This is a genomic window from Pseudoxanthomonas koreensis, from assembly GCF_041890415.1.
Classification (GTDB): domain Bacteria; phylum Pseudomonadota; class Gammaproteobacteria; order Xanthomonadales; family Xanthomonadaceae; genus Pseudoxanthomonas; species Pseudoxanthomonas koreensis_A.
Genome location: NZ_CP169056.1, coordinates 2,465,795 through 2,484,879 on the forward strand (window position 1 = coordinate 2,465,795; position 19,085 = coordinate 2,484,879).

The 19,085-nt window shown below is 69.9% G+C and carries 19 protein-coding genes and 1 tRNA gene; 11 read left to right on the top strand and 9 right to left on the bottom strand.

Annotated elements, in window-relative coordinates; translation table 11 throughout:
- Positions 1–3: 3 nt before the first annotated feature.
- Positions 4–1,146 (top strand): pyridoxal phosphate-dependent aminotransferase, encoded by a 1,143-nt coding sequence (locus tag ACEJ41_RS11260; RefSeq protein ID WP_374012361.1) that lies wholly within the window; start codon positions 4–6, stop codon positions 1,144–1,146.
- A 70-nt stretch (positions 1,147–1,216) separates the two neighbouring features.
- Here the strand turns inward: ACEJ41_RS11260 and ygiD are convergent, their stop codons facing one another.
- A complete protein-coding gene (ygiD, locus tag ACEJ41_RS11265; RefSeq protein WP_374012362.1) occupies positions 1,217–2,077 on the bottom strand; it encodes a 4,5-DOPA dioxygenase extradiol in 861 nt (286 codons plus the stop codon).
- A 130-nt stretch (positions 2,078–2,207) separates the two neighbouring features.
- Between ygiD and ACEJ41_RS11270 the strand changes: the two genes are divergently transcribed.
- The 4 genes from ACEJ41_RS11270 (at position 2,208) to ACEJ41_RS11285 (ending at position 5,340) form a co-directional block, all read left to right on the top strand.
- The gene (locus tag ACEJ41_RS11270; protein ID WP_374012363.1) at positions 2,208–4,130 is read left to right on the top strand and encodes an MFS transporter; all 1,923 of its coding nucleotides are present in this window, start codon (positions 2,208–2,210) and stop codon (positions 4,128–4,130) included.
- Positions 4,131–4,221: 91 nt separating this feature from the next.
- Complete coding sequence (locus ACEJ41_RS11275; RefSeq protein ID WP_374012364.1) at positions 4,222–4,515, top strand: CD225/dispanin family protein; 294 nt, start codon at positions 4,222–4,224, stop codon at positions 4,513–4,515.
- Between the two features lie 46 nt (positions 4,516–4,561).
- Complete coding sequence (locus ACEJ41_RS11280; RefSeq protein WP_374012365.1) at positions 4,562–4,921, top strand: CD225/dispanin family protein; 360 nt, start codon at positions 4,562–4,564, stop codon at positions 4,919–4,921.
- Positions 4,922–4,956: 35 nt separating this feature from the next.
- On the top strand, positions 4,957–5,340 hold the full coding sequence (locus ACEJ41_RS11285; protein ID WP_374014132.1) for a DUF2752 domain-containing protein: 384 nt from the start codon (positions 4,957–4,959) through the stop codon (positions 5,338–5,340).
- Between the two features lie 160 nt (positions 5,341–5,500).
- On the opposite strand, the gene ACEJ41_RS11290 is transcribed toward ACEJ41_RS11285, so the two are convergent.
- From ACEJ41_RS11290 to ACEJ41_RS11310, 5 genes are read right to left on the bottom strand one after another with little or no spacing between them, the layout of a single operon-like run.
- Positions 5,501–6,391, bottom strand: a complete 891-nt coding sequence (locus tag ACEJ41_RS11290; RefSeq protein WP_374012366.1) for a hypothetical protein — start codon at positions 6,389–6,391, stop codon at positions 5,501–5,503.
- A gap of 53 nt (positions 6,392–6,444) precedes the next feature.
- Positions 6,445–7,386: an NAD(+) diphosphatase gene (gene nudC / locus ACEJ41_RS11295; RefSeq protein ID WP_374012367.1), complete on the bottom strand. Its 942-nt coding sequence runs from the start codon at positions 7,384–7,386 to the stop codon at positions 6,445–6,447.
- Between the two features lie 16 nt (positions 7,387–7,402).
- The gene (erpA, locus tag ACEJ41_RS11300; protein WP_374012368.1) at positions 7,403–7,780 is read right to left on the bottom strand and encodes an iron-sulfur cluster insertion protein ErpA; all 378 of its coding nucleotides are present in this window, start codon (positions 7,778–7,780) and stop codon (positions 7,403–7,405) included.
- A gap of 25 nt (positions 7,781–7,805) precedes the next feature.
- Complete coding sequence (locus ACEJ41_RS11305; RefSeq protein ID WP_374012369.1) at positions 7,806–8,219, bottom strand: polymer-forming cytoskeletal protein; 414 nt, start codon at positions 8,217–8,219, stop codon at positions 7,806–7,808.
- A gap of 11 nt (positions 8,220–8,230) precedes the next feature.
- Entirely contained in the window at positions 8,231–8,950 is a 720-nt protein-coding gene (locus ACEJ41_RS11310) for a DUF6776 family protein (protein ID WP_374012370.1), read from the bottom strand.
- Positions 8,951–9,062: 112 nt separating this feature from the next.
- Here ACEJ41_RS11310 and ACEJ41_RS11315 point away from each other — a divergent pair, with 112 nt between their 5' ends.
- The 3 genes from ACEJ41_RS11315 to ACEJ41_RS11325 all read left to right on the top strand — a co-directional run bounded on the left by ACEJ41_RS11315 (position 9,063) and on the right by ACEJ41_RS11325 (position 14,137).
- The gene (locus ACEJ41_RS11315; protein WP_374012371.1) at positions 9,063–9,653 is read left to right on the top strand and encodes a DUF4126 domain-containing protein; all 591 of its coding nucleotides are present in this window, start codon (positions 9,063–9,065) and stop codon (positions 9,651–9,653) included.
- Between the two features lie 64 nt (positions 9,654–9,717).
- The gene (locus ACEJ41_RS11320; RefSeq protein ID WP_374012372.1) at positions 9,718–11,559 is read left to right on the top strand and encodes an EAL domain-containing protein; all 1,842 of its coding nucleotides are present in this window, start codon (positions 9,718–9,720) and stop codon (positions 11,557–11,559) included.
- A gap of 34 nt (positions 11,560–11,593) precedes the next feature.
- Positions 11,594–14,137: an ATP-binding protein gene (locus tag ACEJ41_RS11325; protein ID WP_374014133.1), complete on the top strand. Its 2,544-nt coding sequence runs from the start codon at positions 11,594–11,596 to the stop codon at positions 14,135–14,137.
- On the opposite strand, the gene bfr is transcribed toward ACEJ41_RS11325, so the two are convergent.
- From bfr to ACEJ41_RS11340, 3 genes are all read right to left on the bottom strand, one after another.
- Positions 14,134–14,604 carry a bacterioferritin gene (gene bfr, locus ACEJ41_RS11330; RefSeq protein ID WP_374012373.1) on the bottom strand — a complete coding sequence of 157 codons (471 nt, stop codon included), beginning with the start codon at positions 14,602–14,604 and terminating at the stop codon, positions 14,134–14,136. The two genes, ACEJ41_RS11325 and bfr, sit on opposite strands and share 4 nt — an antisense overlap.
- A 107-nt stretch (positions 14,605–14,711) precedes the next feature.
- The gene (locus ACEJ41_RS11335; RefSeq protein ID WP_374012374.1) at positions 14,712–14,915 is read right to left on the bottom strand and encodes a bacterioferritin-associated ferredoxin; all 204 of its coding nucleotides are present in this window, start codon (positions 14,913–14,915) and stop codon (positions 14,712–14,714) included.
- Between the two features lie 90 nt (positions 14,916–15,005).
- Positions 15,006–15,602 (bottom strand): RNA pyrophosphohydrolase, encoded by a 597-nt coding sequence (locus ACEJ41_RS11340; protein WP_374012375.1) that lies wholly within the window; start codon positions 15,600–15,602, stop codon positions 15,006–15,008.
- Between the two features lie 182 nt (positions 15,603–15,784).
- Between ACEJ41_RS11340 and ACEJ41_RS11345 the strand changes: the two genes are divergently transcribed.
- From ACEJ41_RS11345 to ACEJ41_RS11355, 3 genes are all read left to right on the top strand, one after another.
- Positions 15,785–15,861, top strand: a tRNA-Met gene (locus ACEJ41_RS11345).
- A 174-nt stretch (positions 15,862–16,035) separates the two neighbouring features.
- Complete coding sequence (locus ACEJ41_RS11350) at positions 16,036–16,752, top strand: polysaccharide biosynthesis/export family protein (RefSeq protein ID WP_374012376.1); 717 nt, start codon at positions 16,036–16,038, stop codon at positions 16,750–16,752.
- Between the two features lie 30 nt (positions 16,753–16,782).
- Positions 16,783–19,077, top strand: coding sequence for a GumC family protein (locus ACEJ41_RS11355; RefSeq protein WP_374012377.1), 2,295 nt, complete (start codon positions 16,783–16,785; stop codon positions 19,075–19,077).
- Positions 19,078–19,085: the final 8 nt, after the last annotated feature.

Here is a 19,085-nt window from a genome sequence, read left to right on the forward strand (position 1 = left end):
CCCGTGCGCGGCCGGATCGAACCGTTCCGCGCAATCGCCATCAGCCAGCTTGCGCGTGCACTGGAGGGTGAAGGCCGCTCCGTGGTGCACATGGAGTTCGGCCAACCCTCCACCCCGGCCCCGCCCGCGGCGCTGGCCGCCGTGCGCGCGGCGCTGGACCAGGACCCGCCCGGCTACTGGGAAAGCGTGCCGCTGCGCGCGCGCATCGCCCGCCACTACCGCGACAGCTACGACGTGGACGTGGACCCGGCGCGGATCATCCTCACCTGTGGCGCGTCACCGGCGCTGCTGCTGGCGTTGCTGTCGCGCTTCGATGCCGGCGACCGCATCGCCTTCGCGCGCCCGGGTTACATCGCCTACCGCAACACCACCGTGGCCGCGCACCTGCAGCCGGTGGAGATCGGCTGCGGCGCCGACACCGGCTACCAGCTCACCGCCGCGGCGATCGCCGCGCTGGATCCGGCACCGGCCGGGGTCATCCTGGCCAGCCCGGCCAACCCCACCGGCACGATCATTCCCGCCGCCGGACTGCAGGCCATCGCGCAGGTCTGCCGCGAGCGCGGCATCGTGCTGGTGTCCGACGAGATCTACCACGGCCTGCACTACACGCAGCCGGCACGTTCGATCCTGGAGTACGCGCCCGACGCGCTAGTGGTGAACAGCTTTTCCAAGTACTACAGCATGGTCGACTGGCGCCTGGGCTGGCTGCTGGTGCCGTCCGCGCACGTGGACACCGCCCGCGCCTATGCCGGCAACCTGTTCCTCACCCCGCCCTCGCCGAGCCAGCAGGCCGCGCTGGTGGCGCTGGACTGCACCGAAGTACTGGAAGGCCATCGCGCCATGTATGCGCGCAATCGTGCGCTGCTGCTGGAGGCGTTGCCATCACTGGGACTGGAACGCATCGCGCCCCCGGATGGCGCGTTCTACATCTGGGCCGACGTGGGCCACCTCACCGATGACAGCATGGCGTTGTGCACCCGCCTGCTGGAAGACACCGGCGTTGCCCTGGCGCCGGGCGTGGATTTCGACCCGGTCGACGGCCACCGCTTCATCCGCTTCAGCTTCGCCCCGGCCACCGCGCACATCGAAGAAGCGCTGCGGCGGCTGCGACCGTGGTTCGCCGCGCAGCCACGCATCGACGCGTAGGCGGCCGCGGACCGCAAGCGCGTCGGGCCGGGCTCGGCGGCGGCGGCGTGCCGAGGGCCCGGCGCGCCGGCTACACGTTGGCCGAGATCGGCGGCAGGCTGGTGTCCAGCGCCGCGGCGCCCTCGTCGCTGCGCAGCACTGGTTGCGCGCCCACGTCGATGCCGTAGGCGGTCATCGACAGCGATCCGTAGCTGTAGCCCTCCACCAGCGTTTGCGCCGGCCGCTGCGCCGCGGCCGCCAGCCCGGCCACGTACAACAGCGGCAGGAAGTGGTCGGTGATCGGCACCGCCGTGCGGTAGTCCGGGTGCGAGGCCAGCGATGCGATCTGGTGCGGCGCCTCGGCCATCAGCTCGCGCGCGCGCTCGTCGAAGCGGTGCGCCCAGTCGAAGCCGGCATCGGGCTGCTTCCAGTCGATCGCGCGCAGGTTGTGCACCACGTTGCCGCTGCCCACGATCAGGATGCCGCGCTCGCGCAGCCTGGCCAGCTTCGCGCCCAGCTCCAGGTGCCACTCCAGCGGCCGGCGCGTATCCAGCGACAGCTGCACCACGGGGATGTCGGCATCCGGGAACGCATGCACCAGCACCGACCAGGTGCCGTGGTCCAGGCCCCAGGAATCGATATCCGGGCCCACGCGGTCGGGCTGCGCCAGCTCGGCCACCTCCTCCACCAGTTCCGGCAGCCCCGGCGCCGGATACTCCACGTCGAACAGCGCCTTCGGGAAGCCGAAGAAATCGTGGATCGTGCGCGGCCGCGGCATCGCCGTCACCGCCAGCATCGGCACGTACCAGTGCGCCGACACCGCCAGGATCCCGCGCGGGCGCGGTACCGAAGCGCCGAACGTCCGCCATGCCTCGGTATAGCGGTTGCGCTCCAGCGCATTCATCGGGCTGCCGTGGCCGAGGAATGCGGCGGGCATGAGGGGCGTGGTCATCGCGGTTCTCCGGTATGGGATGCCTGCACGGGGGCGGGCAGGCACAGCCTGGGCCAGCTGCGCGGCTGGCGGCGTAAACGCAAGCTTGCCATCGTCTGCTAGGCTCCGGCGCAGTCCCGCGGAGACCCGCATGTCCGGCCACAGCCAGTTCGCGCTGCTGACCCAGCGCCGCTTCCTGCCCTACTTCATCGTCCAGGCACTGGGCGCATTCAACGACAACGTCTACCGCCAGGCCATCATCGGCCTGCTGTTCTTCCTGGGCGTGAGCACGGCCGAGCGCTCGATGTACGCGATCATCGCCCCGGCGATCTTCATCGCGCCGTACTTCCTGTTCTCGGCCATCGCCGGGCAGGTGGCCGAGAAGCTGGAAAAGCAGCGCCTGATCGTGATCACCACCACCATGGAAATCGTGATCATGTCCCTGGCCGCGACCGGTTTCCTGCTGCAGAGCATGCCGGTGCTGCTGGTGGCGCTGTTCTGCACCGGCATGCAGTCCACCCTGTTCGGCCCGGTGAAATATTCGGTGCTGCCGGCCATCCTCAAGCCCGAGGAACTGACCGGCGGCAACGGCCTGGTCGAGATGGGCACCTCGATCTCGATCCTGGGCGGGATGATCTTCGGCGGGCTGATCTTCCAGCTGGCCGGCGCGCACGGGCCGGTGGTGGCCGCCACCGCCATCGTGGCGCTGGCGGTGGTCGGCAACCTGGTGGCGCGGCGCATCCCGCGGGTGGACGCCGGTGCGCCGGGGCTGAAGGTCAACTTCAACCCGCTGCCCGAGTCGCTGGCAGTGCTGCGCATGGCCCGGCGCCAGCCGGCGGTGCGCAACGCGATCCTGGGCGTGTCCTGGTTCTGGTTCTTCGGCACCGTGCTGACCTCGCAGTTGCCGGCCTATGCCGAGCTCAACCTGGGCGGCATGGCCGGCTCGGCCACGTTGTACATCTTCGCCCTGGCCCTGTTCTCGGTGGGCACCGGCACCGGCTCGCTGCTGTGCGAGAAATTGTCGGCGCGCACGGTGGAGATCGGCCTGGTGCCGCTGGGCGCGCTGGGCATGAGCGGATTCCTGCTGGACCTGTACTTCGCGCGCCCCGGGCTGGCGCCTGCAGGCGGGCTGGACGTGGCCGGCTTCCTGGCCGCACCGGGCAGTTGGCGCATCGTCATCGACCTGCTGGGCATCGGCATGTTCGCCGGGTTGTTCGTGGTGCCGCTGTTCGCGCTGATCCAGAGCCGCAGCCCGAACTCGGAGATGTCGCGGGTGTTCGCCGCGCTCAACATCCAGAACTCCGGCTTCATCGTGCTGGCCGCACTGGTGGCGCTGGCCGCGCAGCAACTTGGCTGGACCGGACCGCAGCTGTTCCTGGCCCTGGCGGTGGCCAACCTGCTGGTGGCCGCATGGATCTTCACGCTGGTTCCGGAATTCCTGATGCGCTTCCTGAGCTGGCTGCTGGTGCGCGCGTTGTACCGCATGCGCATCCGCGGGGTGGAGGCGCACGTGCCCGACGACGGGGCGGCCGTGATCGTGTGCAACCACGTCAGCTACATGGACGCGCTGATCCTGGCGGCCAGCATCCCGCGCCCGGTGCGCTTCGTCATGTACTACCGCATCTTCAACATCCCGGTGATGCGCTGGATCTTCCGCACCGCCAAGGCCATCCCGATCGCCGGCGCGCGCGAGGACCCGGCGCTGATGCAGCGCGCGTTCGACGCCATCGACGCCACCCTGGCCGAGGGCGAGATGGTGTGCATCTTCCCGGAAGGGGCGCTGACCCGCGATGGAGAAATCGCGCCGTTCAAGTCCGGGGTGGAGAAGATCCTGGAGCGGGCCACGGCCGCCGGGCGCCCGGTCCCGGTGGTGCCGATGGCCCTGCGCGGGATGTGGGCCAGCATGTGGAGCCGCCGCAGCGAGCGTGCCCAGGCCAGCGCCCTGGGCCGGATGCGGGTGCCGCGCCGCTTCCGCGCCCTGGTCGAGGTGGTGGCCGCGCCGGCGCTGCCGGGCGATGCCTCTGCCCAGACACTGGAAGCCCATGTGCGTGCCCTGCGCGGTGATGCGGCCTGAGCCGGCCGCGCACGCGCACACATGAGACGGCTATGCCGGTGCCGTCGCGTCGGTTAGGCTTTGGCCTCGTTGCCAGGGGAACCCGATATCCATGAGTGCCATGCCGCCATACGGCCAGACCGAATACGTGCCGAACAATCTGGTCTGGGCCATCCTGACCACCCTGTTCTGCTGCCTGCCGCTGGGCATCGTCTCGATCATCTATGCCTCCCAGGTGGACGGCAAGCGCGCGGCCGGCGATATCCACGGCGCACGCGAGGCTGCGCGCAAGGCCAGGCTGTGGGCCATCTGGTCGGCGCTGTCCGGCCCGATCCTGATCACCGTGTGGATCTTCCTGTTCGGCGGCCTGGCCCTGCTGGGCGGCATGTCCGGCGGCGCATACTGACCGCCGAGCGGCGGACCTTCCCGATCGTTCCCCAAGGAGACTTGCCATGAGTTATGTGCCGCCCCCGGCGCCGCCTGCCGCTTCCCACCTCCCGGCTCACGGCCCGGTGCCCAACCACCTGATCTGGGCGATCATCGCCACCTTCTTCAGCCTGTGCCTGTGCTGCGGCATCCCTGGCCTGGGCACCGGCATCGCCGCCATCGTGTTCTCGTCCAAGGTCAACAGCCGCCTCAACGCCGGTGACTTCGACGGCGCGCGCAGCGCTTCCAACACCGCCAAGATCCTGTGCTGGGTCACCACCGGCTTCGCCATCCTGGGCCTGCTGTGGATGGTCTACTCGTTCACCGCCGGCAACGGCGCGGCGCAGTGGCAGGAAATGATGCAGCAGATCCAGCAGGCGCAGTAACCCGCGTGCCGGTCTCGCGCCCGCTGCAGATCGCGATGCTGGCGTCGGCCACCGTGGTGGCCGGCGCTGGCGTGTGGGCGCTGCGCACCTGGGATCCGAACGTGGCGGGAAATCCCTTCCCGCCGTGCATGTTCCGCGCCTTCACCGGCTGCTGGTGCATCGGCTGCGGGTTGACCCGGGCGCTGCACGCACTGGTCCATGGCGACCTGGCGCGGGCGTTGTCGATGAACGCGCTGGCGGTGCTGATGATGCCGCTGGTCCCGTTGATGGTCGCCTGGTCGGGCGGCTGGCGGCCACGCACGCTGGCGCCGCTGATGCGCTGGCTGATGGAACCGAAACTGTGGCTGTGGCTGCTGCCGGCGTACTGGATCGCGCGCAACCTGCCCTGGTATCCGTTCACCCTGCTCGCCCCCGGCTGAGCCCGGCACCCCGCCATCCCATCGGCACCCCTGCCGGCGCTGGTTGGCCACGCGCGCGATCCATGTCACGGACTTGCCGGCCACCGCGCAGAATCCGCAGCAACCGGCGATGCCATCGATCCCCAGGTCGCCGGCAAGGCCGGCTCCTACAACAGCAGGCTCAGCCCACCCAGCCGGCGATGATCAGCAGTGCCAGCAACGCCAGCCACAGCAGCAGCATCCGCCAGACCAGGCTCATTGCATCGCGCAACTCGGGGCTTTCGACGTCGGCGACGGGATAACCTTCGCGACGCGCATCTTCCAGGTCTTCGGCCAGTTCACCCGACACGGCCGCACGTGCGCATTCCTCCAGGAAGCCGCTGCGCGCCTGCCAGCGGTTGCCACCAGCCACACGCCACGCGCGCGCCACCTTGGCGAAGTCGCCGGCCAGCGCCAGCGACAGGGTCATGGCCTGGGCGACCGGCCACTCCAGCCAGCGCAGCAGGCGGCGCGCGCCTGCCGCGTTTTCCTGCGGCAGCAGCGCCGGCGCGTGCACGGCGGCACGCTCGCACAACCGGTACAGCATCGCCCCGGCCGGACCGAGCAGCAGGAACCAGAACAGCGGCGCGAACCAGCGCCGCAACGCACTGCGGAACACCATGCCGGACAGCCCCGCGCCTGCATCCACCGCCTGCCCCGTGGTGGACGCGAGCAGGTCCAGGCGCTGGCGCCGCGTGACGGCATCGTCGGCATCGAGCACCGACTCCACATCCACGTCCAGGTCACGCGGGCCCCAGGCATAGACCAGCACCAGCACGCCGAACAGCAGCGCCGGCAACCCCAGCAGCAAGTCCGCCAGCAGCAGTTGCACCAGCAGCACCAGCAGCACCGGCGGCAGCAGCACCAGCCACAGTCCGTGACGCCCGCTCCACAGGCCACCCTGCCCGTCCTGCCGGCCCAGCCACAGCAGGCACTGCCGGAACCAGTTGAACCGGCGCAGCGCCACCACCAGGGTCGGGGCGATGTGCCCGAGCACCAGCGCAGCGATGACGGCGACCAGGGTCGTGAACATTGGCTCCCTCCCTCTCGGCCCCCGATTCTAGCCACTGCGTTGCAGCAGTAGCGCTACTGTGGCGTGAGTCCGGCGTGCACGCCCTCGTGCCAGCGCACGATCAGGGCATGGGCAATGGAGATCGGCGAGGCCAGGCGCGGACCATCGGCCTGCGCCCCGCCACCGTCCAGCGCACGCGCGATTTCTTCGCGGCTGAACCAGCGCGCCGCCTCCAGCTCGGCGCTGACCCGCGGCTCGGCCGCCTGTGCCCGGGCCGCATAGCCCAGCATCAGCGCACCGGGGAACGGCCACGGCTGCGCGCCCAGATAGCGGCAATGCTGCACCCGCACCGCGGTTTCCTCGTACACCTCGCGGGCCACCGCCTGCTCGGGCGATTCGCCCGGCTCGATGAAGCCGGCCAGCACCGACCAGCGCTGCGCCGCCCACCCCGGCTGGCGGCCCAGCAGCAGGCGCTCGCCATCGTCCACGGCCATGATCACCGCCGGGTCCACGCGCGGGTAGTGGTCGTTGCCGCACTGCGCGCAGTGGCCGACGAAGCCGGCCCGGCGGAACGCCACCGCTCCGCCGCAGACCCCGCAATAGCGGGTGCGAGCATGCCAGTACAGCATCCCGCGGGCATAGGCGAAGGCGCCGGCTTCGCTTGCCGGCCAGTGCACGGCCGCTTCGCGCAGGTCGATCCAGCGGGCCGCACCCACCGCGGGAACGGTGTCGGCCTCCAGTGCGAACCACGCCTGGCCCTCGGCATCCAGGCCGAGGAACACGGCTGCGCCCGGGCCGCCGCCGAAGCGGTCGCCCCGCAGTGGCAGGCACGCACCGTGCGCATCGGCGGCGGCGCGGCCCTGCCCATCAAGCAGCAGCAGGCGTGCCTGCGGCCAGTGCCGGCGCAGGGCATCGGGATCGTCACGCAAGGTGTCGGCGCGGTCCAGGCCGGTGTCCTGGAAGGCGAAGCCGCCCAGCGCCTGGGCCGAAGCGGAGTCGAGCGCCGGGTCGGTCACCGCGCGCCCCGCGCGGTCACACGGTGAAGCTGCTGCCGCAGCCGCAGGTGGTCTTGGCGTTGGGATTGCGGATCACGAACTGGGCGCCGCTCAGGCCCTCGCTGTAGTCGACCTCGGCGCCCATCAGGTATTGCAGGCTCAGCGGGTCCACCAGCAGCACAACGCCATCGGTGGCCACGGCCATGTCGTCCTCGGCCTGGCTCTCGTCGAACTCGAAGCCGTACTGGAAGCCCGAACAGCCGCCGCCCTGGATGTACACGCGCAGCTTCAGCTCGGCGTTGCCTTCCTCGGCCACCAGTTCGCGCACCTTGGCGGCGGCGGACGGGCTGAAGCTCAGCGGCCGGTCGAGCTGCTGGTAACTGGGAGCGGCGGTGGGAAGCGGGATCATGCTCATGGGATGGGGGCGCGCGGGCCGCGGATCAAGCCCGGGCCGCTTCCCGCTCCTCCGGTGCCGGCAGCGCGCGGGTCTGCGCCGGCGCGTGCACCAGGCGCCCGGTGAGCTGGGCACCTGCACTCATCTCCACCACCGCGTAGTGGACATTGCCCTGGACCCGGGCCTTGGGTGCCAGCTCGACCCGCTCGAACGCATGCACGTCGCCGTCCAGCTGGCCGTTGACCACCACCACCGGGGCATGGACCTCGCCTTCGATCACCCCGTCCTCGGCCAGGATCAGGGTGGCCGGCTTGCCGGCAACGGCCTGCACCTTGCCCTGGATGCGGCCTTCCACGTACAGCCCGCCGCTGAACTCCAGGTCGCCGCGCACGGTCACGTCCGGGCCGATCAGGGTGTCGATGGAAAAGCCATTGCGCTGGGTGGATTTGCTCTTGAACATGCTCGCCTGCCTCATCCGCCGGTGGCGGGTTTCCATTCGAAGGTCTGTTCCACATTGCCGCTGTTGCCGCGCAGGGAGATTCGCACATGTTGCGGGGTGAAGTCCCGGGGCAGCATCACGCTGCCGCCCAACTCCTGGAAATAGCGGAAGGAATACTCCTTGCCCGGCGTGTCGGCGCGCTGGTGCAACTCGTTCCAGCCGATGCTGGCCAGCTTGCCGGCGCGCACGCCCTCCACCGAGAAGCGCATCTGGCCCTGGCTGATCGCGCCGCGGTTGAGGTTCTGGGTCAGCACCGCCCGGTAGCGCCAGGTGCCGGCTTCCTCCTGGGTGAACTCCACCGAGTGCACGCTCAGGCCCTTGCGCTGGGTGGTGGCGCCGACCAGGCGCTCGTAGAAGGCCACGTCGGCGCGCAACGCGGCGATCTCCTCGTCGCGCTCGGCCAGCGAGGATTGCAGCTCGCCATTGGCCGCGCGCGAAATCTGGTCCGAGCGCTGCAGGGTGACCAGGCGCTGGTTCAGCTCGGCCAGGCGTTCCTGCTGGCGGGCCGCGTCGCGGTCGGCCGCGCGCAGCTGGCCGTGCATCTGGCCCAGGCTCGGTACCGCGCGCCAGGTCGCCAGCCCCCATGCCGCCGCCAGGCTCAGCAGCCACACCACGGCGATGCCCAGCACCCAGCCCCGGCTCGGGAGGGCGCGGTGCGGGACGATGCGGAAGCGGCGGGGGGGTTCGGACATCGAAGGGATGGCAGCGGGATTCTGCCTATACTCCAGGCCAGGCCGGGCCGGCTAGTGTAAACCGCCCCGCCATCCCCCTCCCGCCGCCACGCGCCCCTGCCCGGGAACACCCATGACCGAAGCACATCTGTTCGTGATCGGCCTGCTGCTGGCCTGGATGGCCGGCATCCGCGCCTACCTGACCGTGTTCGGCGTCGGCCTGGCCGGGCTGCTGGGGTGGGTGGACCTGCCGCCGGCACTGCAGGCGACCCAGTCCTGGTGGGTGCTGGGCACCTCCGGCGCACTGGCCGTGGCCGAGTTCTTCGCCGACAAGATCCCCGGCGTGGATTCGGTGTGGGACCTGCTGCAGACCCTGGCGCGGATTCCGGCCGGTGCGTTCCTGGCCGCCGCCGCATTGTCGCCCGACGGCAGCCTTGGCCCCGGTGCCCTGGCCGTCGGCGCGGGTACGGCACTGGCCAGCCACGGGCTCAAGGCCAGTGCGCGCGCGCTGATCAACACCTCGCCCGAGCCTGCCAGCAACATGGTCGCCTCGGTGGCCGAGGACACCGTGGTGATCGGCGGCCTGGCCCTGGCAATGGCCTATCCGTGGGTCGCGTTGGCCCTGGTGGTGGGATTCAGCGTCACCGGAGCGCTGGTGGTGTGGTGGATCTGGCGCATCCTGGCCCGCGGCGTGCGCCGCCTGATCGCGCCTCCGATGGCATGATTGCGTACCTTGCCCCCATGCTTGTCCTTCATCGCATAATGCGCTCCTGCACCAGGGAAGACCGATGGCTGTAAGAGACTCCGTGCCCACTCTGGAAGAGCCGGCCGCACGCCAGCGCGCGCGCGCGGAAACCCCGCCGCCGCATTACTGGCGGCGGTGGGTGGGCGACGCCCTGGAGACGGACCCGGACGCACCGGCCGAGGCCGCAGCAGCCGCTGCCGCGCCGGAGCCGGCCGAGGCCGAGGTCGAGGAAGAGCCGCCCTACCGCGTGCTGATCGTGGAGGACGACCGCAGCCAGGCGCTGTTCGCGCAGAGCGTGCTGCAAGGCGCCGGGATGCAGGCCGAGGTGCAGGAACCGGCTGGCGTGATCGAGGCGATCAACCGCTTCCATCCGGACCTGATCCTGATGGACCTGCACATGCCCGGCCTGGACGGCATCCACCTGACCGCCCTGATCCGCGAGCAGCCCGGCCTGCAGTTGCTGCCCATCGTGTTCCTGACCGGCGACCCGGACCCGGAGCGCCAGTTCGAGGCGCTGGAAGGCGGCGCCGATGATTTCCTGTCCAAGCCGGTGCGTCCGCGCCACCTCATCGCAGCGGTCTCCAACCGGATCCAGCGCCTGCGCGCGCAGTCGCGCGAAGCGGCCGCCGCAGCCGCGCCGGCCGGTGCACCGCGCAACAACCCGGAGACCGGCCTGGCCACCCGTGGCTGGTTGCTGCAGCAGATCGACCAGGCGCTGGCCACCGGCGAGGAAGGCGGGCTGTTCTTCGTCGAGGTGGCCGGGGCGCTGAGCCTGCGCGAACACTACGGCTATGCCTCCTTCGAACGCCTGATGGCCGAGGCCGGGCGGCGCCTGGCCCAGATCGTGGCGCCCGCGCCGCTGGCCCGGCTCAACGACAACAGCTTCCTGGCGCTGTCGCGCGGGGCCGACAAGGACGGCCTGGCCCCGACCGCGGCCGGCATCCGCACCCGGCTGGCCATGGAAAACTTCATGATCCGCGACGAGGAGCGCGTGCAATTGCGCAGCGCCGTGGGCTATGCCGCGCTGTCGCAGGGCTTCACCGATGCCGGCTCGGCGCTGGAGGCGATCGAACGCAGCGCCCTGCAGGCACGCCTGAGCAGCGATGGCGTGGCCGCCTACGTGCCGCCCAGCGATCACGAAGAGCAGGAACGCCTGGCCCTGCTGGAGGGCCAGATCGAGCTGGCCTACCAGCCGATCGTCTCGGTGGCCGGCAGCGACCTGGCCCAGTACCAGGTGCTGATGCGCCTGCGCCAGCCCGACGGCACCGTGCTCTCTGCAGGCCAGGTGATCCCGGCGGCCGAGGCCAGCGGCCGCATCGCCGACCTGGACCAGCAGGTGATGGAGCATGCGCTGAACCTGGTGGCGCAACGCGCCGAACAGGGCGCACCGTTGCGCCTGTTCGTGTCGCAGTCGCCGCGCACCCTGGCGCGCGAGGCGTTTGCCGACTGGATCCTGCAGGCCATCTCCGAACGCAACATCGACGGCAGCGCGGTGGTGATCGACATCCGCCTGGCCGACGCCCTGATCCACGCGGTGACCCTGGCCGAGTTCTGCCGCCGGCTGATGCCGGTGGGCGTGCAGTTCTGCCTGGGCCAGTTCGAGCCGGGCGATGAAGCCGACGCGCTGCTCACGCAGATGCCGCTGGGCTACGTGCGCATGGCCGGGCGCTTCGCCGCCGCGCACCAGGACAACGCCCTGCGCGACCAGTTGCGCGCGGTGATCGAGATGGCCCACCGCCAGAACCTGCAGGTGATCGGCCAGCAGATCGAGGACCCGCAGGCAGCCGCGGCGATGTGGGTGGCCGGCATCGACTTCGTCCAGGGCAACCTGGTCAGCTCGGTCGGCAGCGACCTGGACTTCGATTTCCAGAACGCGGTGCTCTAGGGTGGCGCACGGGTCGCGCAGCCTCTGGGCCGGCCTGGCGGCGCTGGCCGCCGTTGCCATCCTGGCGGCGCTGGGTGCAGCACGGGCTGGATTCGACGGCCCGTGGAGCCTGCTGGTGGTGATCCTGGCCGGCTGCGCGCTGGTGGCGGCATTGGCCGCAATGGCCGCCGCGCGCGCGCAGAACCGCGCGCTGGAAGCGACCCTGGCCCGCGCGGCCACCGCCGAGTACGAGCGCAACCAGTTGCAGCGCGACGTCCTGCGCCACGACCAGCTCGAACAGCAACTGGTGCAGGCCAAGCAGGCCGCCGAAGCCGCGGTGCTGGCCAAGGGCGAGTTCCTGGCCACCATGAGCCACGAGATCCGCACCCCGCTCAACGGCATCATCCCGATGCTGGACCTGATCGCCCGCGGCAACCTGGCCTCCGACCAGCGCGAGATGCTGCGCACGGCGCACGACTCCTCGCAGCAGCTGCTGCGCATCGTCGACGACATCCTCGATTACTCCAAGCTGGAGGCCGACCGGCTTGAGCTGGAGGTCACCACCTTCAACCTGCGCGAGCTGCTGGAGGCGGTGCTGCAATTGATGCAGCGCGCGGCCGAAAGCAAGGGCCTGCGCGTGGAACTGGCCATCGACCCGAACGTGCGCCTGCCGGTCCGCGGCGACCCGGTGCGCCTGCGCCAGGTGCTGACCAACCTGATCGGCAATGCGGTCAAGTTCACCGCGCGCGGCAGCATCCGCCTGTCGGTCCAGCGCCTCGGGCAGACCCAGGCCCAGCACCAGTTGCGCTTCGAGGTCCGCGACACCGGCATCGGCCTGGACCAGGAGCAGCAGGCGCGCCTGTTCCGCGCCTTCAGCCAGGCCGACGCCTCCACCACCCGCCTGTACGGCGGCACCGGCCTGGGCCTGGCCATCTGCAAGCGCATCGTGGACCTGATGGGCGGACGCATCGGCGTCCAGTCCGAGCGCGGCCAGGGCTCCACCTTCTGGTTCGAGATCCCGCTGCTGAAGGTGATCGGCGACCTGCAGCCGCCCCACGGAGCGCAGGACTCCACGCGCCGGGTGCTGGTGGTCTCCCCGGACCTGCGCCTGCGCCAGCGCATGGCCTTGCTGCTGCCCAACTGGGGCATGACCGTGAGCATCGTGGAAACCACCCAGGAAGCGCTGGAGCGCCTGCGTGGACAGACCGCGCCGGGACGCCCCACCGGCTACTTCGCGGTGCTGGCCGACCACGATGGCCTGCGCCGCAGCGCCACTGCACTGCACCGCGCCCTGACCCGCACCGCCGCCTACGCCGATGTGCGCCTGCTGTGGCTGTACGACGAGGAAAGCGTGCCGGAGGACCTGCAGCAGGGTGCCAGCGTGTTGCCGCGACAGGTGCCCGACACCGAGCTGCGTGGCAGCCTGCAGCCTTCGCTGGCAACCGACCGCCCGGCGCCGGCACCACCGGCACCGGCTGCAGCGGAGCCGCAGCGGGAATCCGCACCCACGCCTGTATCCGCGTCGATACCTGCCTCCGCACCTGCAGCTGCACCTGCAGCTGCACCTGCACCCGCACCTGCACCCGCACCTGCACCCGCACCTGCACCCGCAGCGGACGCCCGCCCTGCCCATGCTTCCGCAGCCATGCCCGCAGCTGCCGGCACCGCCGTCCAGGCATCGCCCGGCGCATCGCCGCGCCTGCTGCTGGTGGAGGACAACCCGGTGAACATGCTGGTGGCGCAGAAGCTGCTGGCAGTGCTGGGCTACACCTGCGACACCGCCCCCAACGGCGAGGTCGCGCTGGCGCACATGATCGACAACGCCTACGACCTGGTGCTGATGGACTGCCAGATGCCGGTGCTGGACGGCTATGCCGCCACCCGCCGCTGGCGTGAACACGAAGCCGCCAATGCATCCGGCCGGCGCCTGCCGATCATCGCGACCACGGCCAACGCCATGGCCGGCGACCGCCAGCGCTGCCTGGACGCGGGCATGGATGACTACCTGTCCAAGCCGGTGGCGCGCGACCAGTTGGATGCCTGCCTGCTCCGCTGGCTGGGCAGCGCACCGTCACGCGCATCGGCAGCGCAGGCATCGCCCACGCAGATCCCTGCCACGGCACCGGCAACAGCGCCCGCCACACCCGCGCCTGCCGTGCGCGCCGCCGCTCCGCAAGCACCCCGGCCCGCCGCAGCACCGCCACCTGCCGCACCCCAGCCTGCACCCGCGCCAGATGCGGCGGCCGCCGCCGTGCTCGATACCGAGATCCTGGACGAACTGCTGGAGATCGCCGGCGCGGAAGCGCAGACGATCGTGCGCCTGTTCCTGGAAGATGCCCCGCGCCTGGTACGGCAACTGGAACAGGCCAGCGCCGCGCCCGACCTGGATGCGATGCGCGAAGCCGCCCACGCGCTCAAGTCGTCCAGTGCCAACGTCGGTGCGCTGGCCCTGTCGGCCACGGCCAAGCGCATCGAACTGGGCGCGCGTGCCAACGCACTGGACCGGCCGGCGGTTGCCGTGGCCCTGCTGATCGCCGAGTTCGCGCGCGCGCGCATCGCCCTGCAAGGCTGGCTGTCGGCGACAGCCGCCAAGGCCTAGTCTTCCAGCTTGCTCAACAGGTAGTTGGGCTCGCCGATGCGGCCGATCAGGTCGAGCTGGGTTTCGATCCAGTCCACGTGCTCTTCCTCGCTGTCGAGGATCTTCACGAACAACTGGCGGCTGACGTAGTCACCTACCGACTCGCAATAGGCCACCGCCTCGCGCAGCAGCGGGATGCCGTCCAGCTCCAGCGCCAGGTCGCATTCGAGTACCTCGCGCGGGCCTTCGCCGATGCGCAGCTTGCCCAGCGCCTGGAAGTTGGGCAGGCCTTCAAGGAACAGGATGCGCTCGGCCAGCCAGTCGGCGTGGTGCATCTCGTCGATCGATTCCTTGTACTCGTGCTCGGCCAGTTCCTTCAGGCCCCAGTTCTTCAGCATCTTGGCGTGCAGGAAGTACTGGTTGATCGCGGTCAGCTCGTTGTAGAGCGCCTTGTTGAGGTATTGGATGACCTTCGCATCGCCCTTCATCGCCGTACTCCCGTATGCCTTGAACCGCAGGCACTCTAGCGCGCCGCGCGTGGCGACGGAGTAACGCGAATCGTGTTCATTGCCGGCGGCATGCGCCGGGGGCCGGATCAGGCGGCGACGGGCAGCAGCGGCAGCGGCAGGTCGCGCGCGTCCCGGCACTCGGCAACCAGCGCAGCGGCCATGTCCAGGCACGAGCCGCAGCTGGAGCCGCAGCCGGTACGCATGGTCAGCTCGGCCACGCTGTCACATCCGTCCTCGACGGCCTGGCGGATCTGTTTGTCGGTGACCCCGTTGCAGATGCAGACGTACACGGCGGTATCAGGTGCTGGGAACTGGCCGCGATTGCATCACGGATGAGAATGGCTGTCAATTGAGAACCATGAGCATCCGGGTCGGAGCAGTCACACCGTCGAATGCCGCCCGCGGGCACCGGGGAAACGCTTGCGCGGGCGCTCGTGGCCACCGCTGCTGCCCGGCAGCCATGCCTTCTGGGCCGCAGCCGACATCTGCAGGATCGCGGCGCCACTGCCGTGCGCCAGCGGCGCCAGGTGGCGCAGCGCGCGCGCGTACACGCCACGCTTGAAGGTCACCACATGCTCGACCGGATACCAGAAATCCACCCAGCGCCAATGGTCGAACTCCGGCGTATCGGTCAGGTCCAGGCGCACCTGCGACTCGTCGCCGAGCAGGCGCAGCAGGAACCACACCTGCTTCTGGCCGATGCACACCGGCCCATCGCCACGCCGCATCGCCCGCCCCGGCAACCGGTAGCGCAGCCAGCCCGGGGTGGCACCCAGCACTTCCACGTGCTCGGGAGACAACCCGGTCTCCTCGTGCAGCTCCCGGTACATGGCTTCCACCGGGGTTTCGTCGCTGCGCATCCCGCCCTGCGGGAACTGCCAGCCGTCGCGCCGCACACGCCGCGCCCAGAACACCTGCCCGTCGGGACGCATCAGCACGATACCGACGTTGGGCCTGTATCCGTCCGGATCGATCACGACGGACTCCGAAAACTTCGACTGTCCCGACTCTGCCATGCCCCCGCCGGGGCGACAAGCGCGCATTGACACCACGCCCGGGAAGGGGAAAAATTGGCGGTCCATTTGCGTGGACATGAACCCGGACGGCCGGAGCGCAAGGCTCATAAAGTCGGGGTCCAAGAAGTAGAAATCTGAAAATTGGCTATGTAGCTCAGACGGTTAGAGCGCGAGACTCATAATCCCGAGGTCGGTGGTTCGATTCCACCCATAGCCACCAGATTTTCCCGGTAAAACAACGCATTACGTGACCAAAGCCCGCCATCGCCGCGGGCTTTCTTGCGTGGGCGAACACGTCCCTCCGCGCAGGAGCCGGTCTTGCCGGCGACCGCAGGGGACAATGCGCTATATATAGGCATCGCCGCCGATCCGCGCAGCTTCCCAGAGACCGTCGATGCGTCCTTGCCGAGCGTTCCGTGTCGCCGCCGCGTGCCTGTGCCTGCTGCTGGTTGCGGCCTGCTCCAGCAATTCGCGCAATGTGCGCGCGGTGACCACCGGCGAGGCGCTGCCGCCGCCGGATACCACCAATGCGGCCGGCGCCTACGAGGGCGCGTCCGAATACCGGCTCGGTGCCTCGGACCTGATCGAGATCAGCGTGTTCGGCGTGGACGAGCTCAACCGCACCACCCGGGTCAACTCCAACGGGCAGATCTCGCTGCCGCTGGTGGGCGCGGTCATTGCCGGCGGCAAGACCGTGCCGGAACTGGAAACCGAGCTGACCCGACGCTACGCGGAGGGTTTCCTGCAGGATCCGCAGGTCACCGTGTTCGTCAAGGAATTCTCCAGCCAGCGCATCACCCTGGAAGGCGCGCTGAAGAAGCCGGGCATCTATCCGCTGACCGGCCGCACCACGCTGTTGCAGGCCATCGCCATCGCCGAAGGCCTGGACCCGCTGGCCGACCTGCGCGGCGTGGTCCTGTTCCGGCAGATCGACGGGCAGAAGCTTGCCGCCGTGTACGACATGCGCGAGCTGCGCAGCGGCCGGGTGGAAGACCCGCAGCTGTTCGGCGACGACATCATCGTGGTGGAGACATCCGGCAGCAAGACCGCGCTGCGCCGGTTCATCGAAACCGTACCGGTACTTGGATTCTTCTGGCGCCCGTATTACTGACCTAGCGACCGATCATCGACCCGGACATCCATGAGCAAGGACCAGCTTCCGACCGGACCACTGGGTGACGACCCGGACCAGCTACCCACCCGTGCCGCGGGCGCGGCGCAGGTGCCGGCCGTGGCCGCGCCCGATCGCGCACTGCTGCTGGCTGCCGCACGCGAGGAGCGTGGCGATGACGACACCATCGACCTGCGTGCCTACTGGCGCATCATCCTCAAGCGCCGCTGGCTGATCCTGGGCGTGCTCGGCGGCGTGGTCGCCCTCGCCCTGCTGGCCACCCTGCTGGCCACGCCCATCTACCGCGCCACCGCAGTCCTGCAGATCGAGCGCCACACCCAGCAGGTGGTGCAGGCCGGTGAACTGGGCACTCCCGGCGGGGTGGACCCGGAATTCCTCACCACCCAGATCGGCCTGTTGAAGAGCCGGGCGCTGGCCGAACGCGTGGTCGACGACCTGGACCTGACCCGGGAGCGCCTGCAACGCCTCAACCCGCCCTCCTGGCTGTCGCGCCTGAAAGCGGTGGTGCGGCCGGCCGAAGCACCCGCCACGCCGGCCGTGCCTACGCCCGGCTCCACCGCCGACCCTGAAGACAGCCCCGAGCGGGTCCGCCGCCGGGCCGCGAACATGGTCCAGGAAGCGCTGACCGTGGCCCCGCAGCCGCGCTCGCGCCTGGTCAGCATCCACTTCGACAGCTCCGAGCCGCACTTTTCCGCGCGCGCGGCCAACGCCGTGGCCGACGGCTTCATCGCCAGCGAACTTGAGCGCCGCTTCGGTGCCTCGTCCTACGCCAAGGCCTACCTGGAGCAGCAACTGCAGGTGTCCAAGTCGCGGCTGGAGGATGCCGAGCGCAAGCTGGTGGAGTTTGCGCAGAAGGAAAACCTGGTCAGCGCGGTTGGCGGTGGCTCGCTGGTCGGGCAGAACCTGTCCGAGCTGAACACCTCGCTGGCCCAGGCCCAGGCGCAGCGCATCCGCGCGCAGGCGCGCTGGACCCAGGTGCAATCCTCCGGCGCGCTGCCGCAGGACATGCTCAGCGGCTCCATTGCCGGCGCCCTGCGCCAGCAGCGCGCCGACGTGCAGCGCACCTACCAGGAGAAGTCGCGGGTGTTCAAGCCCGAGTACCCGGAGATGCAGCAGCTCAGCAGCCAGATCAAGGAGCTGGACCGGCAGATCGGCGCCGAGATCAACAACGTGCGCCAATCGGTCAAGGCCGAGTACGACGCGGCCGTGCGCCAGGAAAGCCTGCTGCAGGCGCAACTGGCCGAGCTGCGCGACGAGACCCTGGATACCGACAGCCGCAGCATCCAGTACAACATCCTCAAGCGCGAGGCCGACACCTCGCGCCAGCTCTACGACGGCCTGCTGCAGCGCTACAAGGAAGTAGGTGTGGCCGGCGACGTGCGCCCCAACAACATCTCGGTGATCGATCGGGCGCAGGCGCCATTGATGCGCTACAAGCCCAACCTGCCGCTCAACCTTGCGCTGGGCGTGCTGCTGGGCCTGGTAGCCGGCGTGCTGGCCGCGCTGGTGCTGGAGTTCCTGGACGACACCATCAAGACGCCCGATGACGTGGAGCACCGGTTGGGCCTGTCGGTGCTGGGCATCATCCCGCAGCTGTCCAGCAAGCAGACAGTGGCGGCCGCGGCGGCCGACCTGCGCTCGGCATTCTCCGAGTCCTACCGCTCGGTGCGTACCGCGCTGCAGTTTTCCACCGACCAGGGCGTGCCCAAGGTGCTGCTCATCACCAGCGCCGGTTCGGGCGAGGGCAAGTCCACCTCCGCCGCAAGCCTGGCGGCCAACTTCGCCCAGCTTGGCAAGCGCACCCTGCTGATCGAGGCGGACATGCGCAATCCATCCCTGCACCGGGTACTGGAGATCGGCAGCGGCAAGGGCTTGAGCAACCTGCTTTCCGGCGCCGGCAAGCTGGAGGATGCAGTGCGCCCCGCACGGCAGCCGCGCCTGGACGTGATCCTGGCCGGGCCGTTGCCGCCAAACCCGGCCGAACTGCTGTCCGGCTCGCGGCTGGTGTCGCTGCTGAGCATCGCCGGCACCGTGTATGACCAGATCGTCATCGATGGCCCACCAGTGCTTGGCCTGGCCGACGCGGCGATCCTGGGCAACGTGGCCGACGCCACCCTGTTCGTGGTGCAGTCCGGCAACACCAAGATCGGCAACGCCCAGGCCGTGATCAAGCGCCTGCTCGGCGTGCGCGCGCGCATCATCGGCGTGCTGCTGACCAAGTACAACGCGCGCACCGCCGGCTACGGCTACCAGTACGAGTCGTACTACGCCTACGGCAACCAGCCGCAACTGACCAGGCAGTAGCCGGCGTC

Coding starts and splice junctions, on each gene's coding strand:
- ACEJ41_RS11280 (WP_374012365.1), top strand. CDS start 4,562: ATGAGTTATGTGCCGCCCCCGGCGCCGCCTGCCGCTTCCCACCTCCCG.
- ACEJ41_RS11350 (WP_374012376.1), top strand. CDS start 16,036: ATGCGTCCTTGCCGAGCGTTCCGTGTCGCCGCCGCGTGCCTGTGCCTG.
- ACEJ41_RS11320 (WP_374012372.1), top strand. CDS start 9,718: ATGGCTGTAAGAGACTCCGTGCCCACTCTGGAAGAGCCGGCCGCACGC.
- ACEJ41_RS11305 (WP_374012369.1), bottom strand. CDS start 8,219: ATGTTCAAGAGCAAATCCACCCAGCGCAATGGCTTTTCCATCGACACC.
- ACEJ41_RS11310 (WP_374012370.1), bottom strand. CDS start 8,950: ATGTCCGAACCCCCCCGCCGCTTCCGCATCGTCCCGCACCGCGCCCTC.
- ACEJ41_RS11275 (WP_374012364.1), top strand. CDS start 4,222: ATGAGTGCCATGCCGCCATACGGCCAGACCGAATACGTGCCGAACAAT.
- ACEJ41_RS11290 (WP_374012366.1), bottom strand. CDS start 6,391: ATGTTCACGACCCTGGTCGCCGTCATCGCTGCGCTGGTGCTCGGGCAC.
- bfr (WP_374012373.1), bottom strand. CDS start 14,604: ATGAAGGGCGATGCGAAGGTCATCCAATACCTCAACAAGGCGCTCTAC.
- ACEJ41_RS11285 (WP_374014132.1), top strand. CDS start 4,957: ATGCTGGCGTCGGCCACCGTGGTGGCCGGCGCTGGCGTGTGGGCGCTG.
- ACEJ41_RS11270 (WP_374012363.1), top strand. CDS start 2,208: ATGTCCGGCCACAGCCAGTTCGCGCTGCTGACCCAGCGCCGCTTCCTG.
- ygiD (WP_374012362.1), bottom strand. CDS start 2,077: ATGACCACGCCCCTCATGCCCGCCGCATTCCTCGGCCACGGCAGCCCG.
- ACEJ41_RS11315 (WP_374012371.1), top strand. CDS start 9,063: ATGACCGAAGCACATCTGTTCGTGATCGGCCTGCTGCTGGCCTGGATG.
- erpA (WP_374012368.1), bottom strand. CDS start 7,780: ATGAGCATGATCCCGCTTCCCACCGCCGCTCCCAGTTACCAGCAGCTC.
- ACEJ41_RS11355 (WP_374012377.1), top strand. CDS start 16,783: ATGAGCAAGGACCAGCTTCCGACCGGACCACTGGGTGACGACCCGGAC.